Source organism: Chryseobacterium sp. MYb7, assembly GCF_002979455.1.
Classification (GTDB): Bacteria; Bacteroidota; Bacteroidia; order Flavobacteriales; family Weeksellaceae; genus Chryseobacterium.
In genome coordinates this window covers 1-8213 of sequence record NZ_PCOU01000055.1, presented here as the reverse complement: position 1 = coordinate 8213, position 8213 = coordinate 1, and the positions used below count along the sequence as shown (strand labels likewise).

Here is an 8213-nt window from a genome sequence, read left to right as displayed (position 1 = left end):
TAAATGTAATGAAAATAAAACAGTAAAACAAGTACTTTTATAACAAAAAGAATCTGCCTCAGTTGTGAGACAGATTCAGCAGAATTTATAACTAACATAGGAACTGAAAACATTGTCGTCAATCAGTTGCATTATAGACCTAAAGAGCAATTAGATAAAACTTATGTTAAGAATGTCACGCATTAAACCAATTGTCATGTAGTGAAAAAACAATAATTGCACGAGCCACTGAAAGAGTTTTTAATCTTTTCCAGACTTTAACTGATTGAAGATCAAATTTTGACACATTAAAATAATAATGGTTTAAAGATAACATTGGTAAACTATGTCTCATTCGAAAGTGAATGTTCTAAAAATACCAAAAAAGAATTTCGAAGTCAATTGACAAACAATGCAGCCAAATTTCAATAGTATAATACAAGTTTACTGGTTCTTAAAGATCCCACCGACAGCCGTTATGTAACTTTAAATACCGCTAAAAGCCCAGGCAGCTTACTATACTCCAGACCCCTAAGGATAATAATGTTTTTATATGAGTTTGAATTTGCTCCCAAGTGACTATTATTTAGACGTTTTAACATTGACCTTTCTCAAATCGGTGGGCCTGGATCTTGTAAACTCACGAAAAGTATCACTGAACGAACTAATTGAACTGTACCCCACCTCATCTGCAATTTCGTTAATTGATTTGTTTGTATTCAGAAGCAATTCGATAGCTTTAATAATCCTTAGCGTTTTCAGATATTGAAGAAAAGAAATATCCATATCGGTCTTAAAAAGGCGTGAAAGTGAACGTTCACTCAACCCGAACTTTTTACTTATACTCGTAAGGCTATGCTTTTCTTCTATAGTATTTTCAAGATAATTAACAATTCTCAACATTTGCTTGTTCTGGGTAACAGGAAGGATGATAGGTAAAGGTTGCTTATGGGTTCCCGGGAGAATCTTTTTTAACGCTATTAAAAACTCGAAATTTTCGTCCATTGAAGTTACGTGCCTTTCGTCCCATATTTCGGTATATTTAATCATTTGTATCAGGAGCTCAGAGGCGGGATAAATACCTAGCCGACTGAAAAAAGCATCGGAAAAATCATCGTGAGCGTAAAAGTATAGCGATCGTAGCACTGTGGCCGAGTGACCAATCTGAAGGATATGTTCTAAACCTTGAGGAATCCAAAAAAAATGTCTTGCAGGGACAACATAAGTACGATTGTCAATAGTTATATACGCAATTCCTCCCTCCACGTAACTTAGCTGCCCCTTCGTGTGTTTATGAAAAGGGATGAGTTTTTCTGATGCTTCATGCATTACAAATACACTATTATCATATTTATCAATGTCTGGAAGAGCTGCAATAAGTCCCATATCAGAATCCTATAATTTAGAATTATGCAAATATAATAATTTGGCCGGAATTATGTAATACTTGACTATTTTAGATAAAATAAATCTCTTAAGACCTGATAAATTTGCAAGCATAATAATTCGAAAAATTCAGATGAAAATCTATTTAATCGGACTACTAATATTTGGTGGTAGTCCTGTCCTGTTGGCCAACGCAAACAGTCTCGAAAGTGATACTCTTAGACTAACTTTAAAAGATGCATGGCAAAAAGCTGAAGAGAATAGCCGCCATATAAGAATAAAAAATATGGAAGAAGAAATTGCTAATGCTGAACTAAAGGATGCAAAAATGGAACGCCTTCCGGAAATTGAAGTAAAGGGATCTGCTGAAAAGGCTTCTAATATACCCATCTATGAAAACGGCCTTTTTTCTAAGCCATCACAACATGAGATAATCCACACACTTTATAAAGTTGGGGCAGATTTCTACTTGAACATTTATAACGGAAATAAGCTGAACCTTAAAATTAAAGAAAATGCAACACTACAGAAGATAAGAGAAATTCAAAAGAAGAAGGCAATTTCTGATATTCATTATAAAACAGCTGCATTGTACCTTGACCTTCAAAAAATCTTTATTTTCAGAGATTTAATTAAGAATGATATTGGTGATCAAAAAGCGCAACTAAAAGAAATAAAATCACTTTATAAAAACGGTGTTGTTTTGAAAAGTGATTTGCTGAGAATCGAACTTGAACTTTCCCGTCGTGAAATGGCCCTAATTACTATAGAAAATGATATTCTCATAGCCACCCAAAAACTCAATATTATTTTGGGAGTTCCCGACGAGCAGATTATAATCCCCGAATTTCCATTTAGTGAATGGGATGAAAAGGCTACCTATGATGAATATCTGAACAGCGCCTTGGAACATTCTTTTGACTATCATGTTTCAGAACAGCACACAGAGCTTAGCATGCTAAAGCTTAAGCAAGTAAAAGCAAATGTTACTCCCAAGATCGGTTTATACGGAGAATTTTATTATGCCAATCCGCAGATTTTCCTTTTCCCCTATAATCCATATTGGTATTCTTTGGGAGTTGTTGGTGTAAAAGCATCATTTTCTTTGTCATCCCTTTATCACAACCCTCAAAAAGTAAAAGCTGCAAAAATTGAATTTGAGAAAGAAGAAGAAACTCATAAAGATACTGAAGATAAAGTAAGACAGCAGGTAAAGGAAGCTTACCTGAGATATCAGGAAGCATTGGAACAAATTAAGGTGGCAGAAGTAAATGTTATACAAGCCAAAGAGAATGCAAGGATTATTAAAAATACGTACTTCAGCCAAACATCGCTGGTTACAGATCTACTGGACGCAGACATTCAGTTATTACAAACAAAATTTGAGCTGGAATCGGCTAAGATCCTTGCACAAAACAATTATTACTTATTACAAAATATCATAGGGATTTTATAAAAATATGAAAAAGAAATATACTCCTACAGACAAATTAATTACCAAAATAACCGGATGGGTTTCAGGTCTCATTGTTGCTGCACTTGCAATTTGGGGAATCTTTACCCTTTTAAATTTTTACAAATACGAACAGACCAATGATGCTCAGGTTCAGGAATATGTAAATCCCGTTATTTCGAGGGCTGGTGGATTTATCGTTGATGTAAAGTTCGAGGAAAATCAGGAAGTGAAAAAAGGAGACACTCTCTTAATTATTGACAACAGAGAATATGTATTGCAGCAAGAGCAAACACAGGCTGCCCTTCAAAGGGCTCGTGCTCAAATAAAAGTATTAGAAAGTACTACTCGTACGATGGAAAAGGAGGCTGCTTCAGCACAAGCTAAAGTAGAAGCTAACAGGGCCAAAGTATGGAAGCAAGAACTTGATTATAAGAGATATCAGAGTCTTTACAATGAAGAGTCAGCTACAAAACAACGTCTCGAAGATGTAAAAGCAGGATTGGATGTAAACAACAGTGAATATCAAGCTTCCCAGGATATTTACGCAGCGTCTAAATCAAAAATAAACGATATTCAAGCTGAGAAAACCGTTGTACATGCGGAAATAACAAAACTCGAGGCACTTTTAAACCGTCATAAACTGGATGTCTCTTATACCGTTATTGTGTCGCCCTACGACGGACGAATGGGACGGAGAACAGTTGAAGTAGGACAGATGATTGATGCTGGTGAAACATTAGCTTTTATTGTAAACAACGAAACAGACAAATGGGTAGTTGCTAATTATAAAGAAACCCAGATTAAAGATATGCGCATCGGTGACCATGTTAAAATTGTAGCAGACTCTTATCCTGACAGGGAGTTTAGGGGAACTATTATTTCTCTTTCTCCTGCGACAGGCTCCAGTTTTTCGTTATTACCTCCTGATAACTCTACAGGAAATTATGTAAAGATTGTACAACGTATTCCAGTAAGGATCAAGATAGATGGGAAAAGAAAAGATATTGATGTGCTGAAAGTAGGCATGAACGTCAATGTATATGCAGGCAAAAAACGTTCTAATGGTTAGAAAGATTCCTTTTTTTAAAAAATGGATTCCGGAATGGCTTGTAAAAATTATTCTTTTTATGATGACACTCCCAGGAATTACTATATTTTTTCTTCCTTTGGCAAATATAAATGCAGCAGCTGGATATTACGGTTGTGAACCCGCGGATATTCAGTTTTCTGTTGCATTGTTTTATGCCGGATATGTTGGATTTTACAGTCTTGAAAGAAGGTTTTTTAGCTTTCTTGCCGCAAAAGAATATTTTCTATTGTTTATGACACTTCAGATTATGGCGTGTCTCATCTGTTATTATACGAATGAGATTCATATTCTTTTTCCAGTACGTTTTATTCAAGGAATGCTGTTTGCCTGTAATGTAAATTTATCTCTAAGTTTAATATTTACCAGATTGAGCAGTGAAAGAGGCCGGGAGATTAGCTTCTCAGTATTCTTTGGAATTCTAATATGTGCATTGCCGTTTAATAATTTGATTACGGCGGATCTTATTGACTCTTATAATTTTAACAATATCTATAAAGGTGCAGTGTTTTTATATTTTCCAGGATTTATTTTTCTGGCAATAACCATGAGACATTACCGTATCAATTCGAGATTTCCACTTTATAAATTAGATTGGGAAAGCTTTGCTATGTTCAGTACCTTACTTATACTAATCGGATATATTACAGTTTTTGGACAAGAATATTACTGGTTAGAAGATAACCGTATTTTAGGAAGTACAATTGCAATCGGAGCATTACTGGTACTGTTAGTATTCCGTCAAATGTTTAAAAAAAGACCATATATAAACTTGAGTGTTTTCAGATATAGAAACTTTACTGTAGGTCTTGTCATTCTTTTTATAATGTATATCTGTCGTTTTGCCTCAGGAATTACAAATAGTTACTTTATTTCCGTTCTTCATTTTGATCCGTTTTATCTTTCTTACATCAATATCTTCAATCTTTTAGGACTTATTACGGGAATTATTGTCGCCTGTTGTCTGGTTTTGCAGAAAAAAAATATCAGAAGTATTTGGGTGCCCGGTTTCTTTACCTTGTTGATGTTTCATGCAGTAATGTATTTTTCATTTGATGTACAGGCTGACGAATTTAACTATTTTATTCCCTTGTTTATCCAAGGGTTAGGAATTGGTCTCATTATGGTCCCGACCATCATTTACATTATCTCTTCGGTGCCACTGCAAATTGGCCCGTCTGCAGCCGCCACAGCATTGGCTATTCGTTATTTAGGATTTTGCGCAAGTATTGCATTGATTAATTACTATGAATTATATCAAAAGAGTAGGCATTACAACGCTTTTCAGGATCGTTTAAGCGCCATAGATCCGTCAATAAAAGACTTCCTGCATCGACAGACCATGAAGCTTTGTGGAAAAGGAATGCTTGAAGATCATGCCGTAAAGGGAGCTGAAAAATTGCTAAGAGAGAGAGTGAATTTACAGAATCAACTAAGATTTGCAATGGATTATTATGAAATGATGGTCTGGATGCTTTCAATAACATTGCTGCTGATTCTTCTTTTTCCTTATCTCAATCGTACAGTGCTTTACCTGAAATCGAAACGTTTATCACCAGCATAAACATATCAATTTTTAAATTAATTTTATGAAAACAAATAGTACAAAAAAGATCATTTCATTTTTCCTTGTATCATCTTTATTTTTTCTTTTTTCATGCCAGAATGACGACCGGACTTTTCAATTGAATACAGTAAAGTTAGAACAATTTGAAAAAGAAAAATCCCTTCCGGAACAAAAACTTTTTATCAAAGTTTTCCAAGAGGAAAGTAAAATCAGTATTGCAGAGACTGAACTTTATCCCAGTGATTTACCGCTTCCTGCAACTCTGAAAATGTATCCATCACCTGAAATGAACTTGTACGGTACTTCTTATCATTTGGAATTGTGGGGCAATATAACTGGATACATTGACAGGTGTTCTGTTCATATGGATGATTATAAAATCATTTTTCCCATAGATATGGAGGTTAAAGGTGAACATCTCGAAATTTCAATGCAGGGCAGCTGGAAATAACTCTAAAATTTTAAAATGGAAGAAATTATATTATTGCATGACGTAATTTCAGAATTGCTGAACGAAGGATATGCTCTGGATTTCGACATCCTGAAATCTATGCTTTCAGGATCGACTGACACAAAAAAAATTACTAATCTCAACACATCTGAATTTGCTATTGATAAGATATACATTTGCTACGAAACCGAATATGACTCTGAAATAATCTATGTGTTTGCTGTATCAAACACTAAACACAATATAAAAGGAATAGCCACTTCTATTAGCACCGTTGAGAATAACATTAACTTCTCAGAAATGATTGAGAAAATTAAAACAGGTTTAAAAGGAATTTATAAATTGTGTTTTTGTTGCAAAGATTTATACTAAGTTAAAAAGGATTGATTAAAAGCTAGATATGCTCTTTCAATGGGCTATTAAATAGAGATGATTCATAAATTTATTTATTCAAAGTCGATTATCAATACGATAGAAGGCTTTTATTAGATTAAGAGGTAATATTTTTAGCTAAAAAGTCTGTTAACTTTTTTACGAAATAGTGTTTGTGAGCATGGAAACTTTTAATACAAAAGGATCCATGCCTTTTATGATATATTCTTCAGGTCGACTAATCTTTATTAATGCTACATAGTTCTTACGTTTAATATTTTCTAATAAAAAAATAGAAAAATACGGCATCTAATTAATTCGAAACAATCTTATCAAGGAATTTTTGTTTTAAAGAAATCATATCCTCACTCACTTTACTATCCAGAATTTTCGCATACTGCTGGGTTGTCCTCATATTTTTGTGACCAAGCATTTTACTCACACTCTCGATGGAAACCCCATTTGACAAGGTAACTGTTGTCGCAAAGGTGTGACGTGCTATATGATAGGTTAATTCTTTATTGATACCACACAGATCAGCAATTTCTTTCAGATAAGAATTCATTTTTTGATTGCTGAGAATAGGAAGTAATCTTTCACTATTTACACAGGTCGGATGATTTTTGTATTTCTCAACGATACATTCTGCTTGGGCAAGCAATGGAATGTTAGAGGTTGTTTTCGTTTTTTGTCGTTTAGTAAAAATCCATCGGGTTCCATCCAATCCAATATTGATGTTGTTGGTAGTTAGCTTTCGAGTATCAATGTATGCCAGCCCCGTATAGCAGCTAAATAAAAATATATCTCTCACCAATGATAGTCTCATATTTTTGAAATCTTTGGTAAAAAGCTTTTCCAGTTCCTGCTCATTAAGAAATACTCTTGTTACTTCATCAAACTTTGAATCATAATTCATATATGGATCTTTTTCCAACCAACCATGATTCAAGCAAATTCTGATGATCTTCCCAAAGTTCATAATATATTTTAAGGCTGTATTGTTACTACAAAGCTTTTCAGTTCGTAGAAAAAATTCAAAATCATTAAGAAAAGCATAATTAATTTTCCTAATATCAATATCAGAAATCTCATATTTCCATTGCAAAAATTCTTTGGTATGGCTTAAGCAGGTTTTATAGCGGGTTAAGGTTCCCTTAGCGTACTCCATCCCTACTAATTTCTCCATCCTGTCGTTATGATCCTCAAATATTGGAATCAGCATTCGATTTTTTTGATCACCTCCCAATAGCCTGTTCTTAAGAATTTGACAACTTATCGGTTCACTCTCCCTTATTAGTGTATGATAGGTATCATAAACTTTCTGCTCAAATGTCTTAAGATAGAAATTAAGCGATTTACATTCTTCTGAAGACCCTTTTACACTTTGAGCCTGGGCGTTCCATTTTGAAGGTAATACAGTGCGTTTTGTACTGATTTCAGAAATTTTACCATCAATAGTAATTCTCAAATAGATGGGTGCTTCTCCCTGGGTGTTAATTTTAGCTTTTTTGAGATAAAAAAGCAGGTTGAAGGTCTTATTCATATGTGCCGTTTTTAAAAATTTTAAATTAAATTCATTAAAAACTTCCCACAAGATGTTCAATTTCTGAACAAGCCCATGAATAGGCTTTCTTCTTTACTTTTCAGTGACCTTTTTCAACCTTTCTAATAGGTCACTGAATAGGTCACTTTCAAGTTGTGGTTTTTTAGCTCCATTTGGAACAGGCACAAAACAAAAAATGCTGTAAAACATATATTTTACAGCATTTTGTACTATTTTGATTTAATAGTTGCGATCCGGACGGGACTCGAACCCGCGACCTCCGCCGTGACAGGGCGGCATTCTAACCAGCTGAACTACCGGATCAATTTTTTTAAAAGAAATTGAGAAAACTTCTGCGATCCGGACGGGACT

Annotated in this window: 7 protein-coding genes and 1 tRNA gene; 5 read left to right on the top strand and 3 right to left on the bottom strand. The window is 34.3% G+C overall.

Going from position 1 to position 8213, the window contains the following annotated elements; all coding sequences use genetic code 11:
- Window positions 1-561: 561 nt before the first annotated feature.
- A complete protein-coding gene (locus CQ046_RS23160; protein WP_105704529.1) occupies window positions 562-1365 on the bottom strand; it encodes a helix-turn-helix domain-containing protein in 804 nt (267 codons plus the stop codon).
- A 133-nt stretch (window positions 1366-1498) separates the two neighbouring features.
- On the opposite strand from CQ046_RS23160, the gene CQ046_RS23155 reads away from it, so the two are divergent.
- Genes CQ046_RS23155 through CQ046_RS23135 form a run of 5 tightly spaced genes read left to right on the top strand, consistent with a single transcriptional unit; the run spans window position 1499 to window position 6298 of the window.
- Window positions 1499-2821, top strand: a complete 1323-nt coding sequence (locus CQ046_RS23155) for a TolC family protein (protein ID WP_105704528.1) — start codon at window positions 1499-1501, stop codon at window positions 2819-2821.
- A gap of 4 nt (window positions 2822-2825) precedes the next feature.
- Window positions 2826-3890 (top strand): HlyD family secretion protein, encoded by a 1065-nt coding sequence (locus tag CQ046_RS23150; RefSeq protein ID WP_105704527.1) that lies wholly within the window; start codon window positions 2826-2828, stop codon window positions 3888-3890.
- Window positions 3883-5472, top strand: coding sequence for a beta-carotene 15,15'-monooxygenase (locus CQ046_RS23145; RefSeq protein WP_165790584.1), 1590 nt, complete (start codon window positions 3883-3885; stop codon window positions 5470-5472). Before CQ046_RS23150 ends, CQ046_RS23145 begins: the two co-directional genes overlap by 8 nt.
- A 25-nt stretch (window positions 5473-5497) precedes the next feature.
- Window positions 5498-5926, top strand: a complete 429-nt coding sequence (locus CQ046_RS23140; RefSeq protein ID WP_105704525.1) for a hypothetical protein — start codon at window positions 5498-5500, stop codon at window positions 5924-5926.
- Between the two features lie 15 nt (window positions 5927-5941).
- Window positions 5942-6298, top strand: coding sequence for a hypothetical protein (locus tag CQ046_RS23135; protein WP_105704524.1), 357 nt, complete (start codon window positions 5942-5944; stop codon window positions 6296-6298).
- Between the two features lie 313 nt (window positions 6299-6611).
- Here CQ046_RS23135 and CQ046_RS23130 read toward each other — a convergent pair whose 3' ends face one another.
- Together CQ046_RS23130 and CQ046_RS23125 are read right to left on the bottom strand one after the other, a co-directional pair.
- Window positions 6612-7841, bottom strand: a complete 1230-nt coding sequence (locus tag CQ046_RS23130; protein ID WP_105704530.1) for a site-specific integrase — start codon at window positions 7839-7841, stop codon at window positions 6612-6614.
- A 250-nt stretch (window positions 7842-8091) separates the two neighbouring features.
- Window positions 8092-8165, bottom strand: a tRNA-Asp gene (locus CQ046_RS23125).
- Window positions 8166-8213: the final 48 nt, after the last annotated feature.